At 72.6% G+C, this 379-nt stretch carries 1 pseudogene; it reads right to left on the bottom strand.

Features of this window, described 5'->3' with window-relative positions:
* Nucleotides 1–157: 157 nt before the first annotated feature.
* Nucleotides 158–379, bottom strand: a pseudogene (locus G3I71_RS50100) (hypothetical protein); the annotation flags it as partial.

Below are 379 nucleotides of genomic sequence, written 5' to 3'. Positions count from 1 at the left end.
CCACAAAAGATCAGCCACGCCTCCCGGGTGCCCGGACCCCGACTCGACGCGGCCCTGTTCCCCTTGCTCGGAGCGACCGGAGCCCCGCCCCCGGGGCAGAGGTGCCGGGACGCATACGGCTACACGTCGGGCTTCGGCGGCGGACGGGCCCGCAGGGTCAGGCCGCAGGGGCGCCGAACCACCGCGCCAGCCGATCGAACAGGTCCCGCTGGTCGTCACCGACCCATGCGACATGCCCGTCCGGCCGCAACAGCACCGCCGGCAGCTCCAGTTGGCCACCGGTATCGACAACGTCGACGACGTGGTCGACCCGGTCCGCCCAGCCCGCCACCGAAAGCCACCCGGTCCGGTCGAGCAGCAGTCCGCGACCGTTGTGCAT

This window comes from Streptomyces sp. SID12501, from assembly GCF_010550245.1.
Taxonomy (GTDB): domain Bacteria; phylum Actinomycetota; class Actinomycetes; order Streptomycetales; family Streptomycetaceae; genus Streptomyces.
This window is presented reverse-complemented; position numbering and strand designations above follow the sequence as displayed.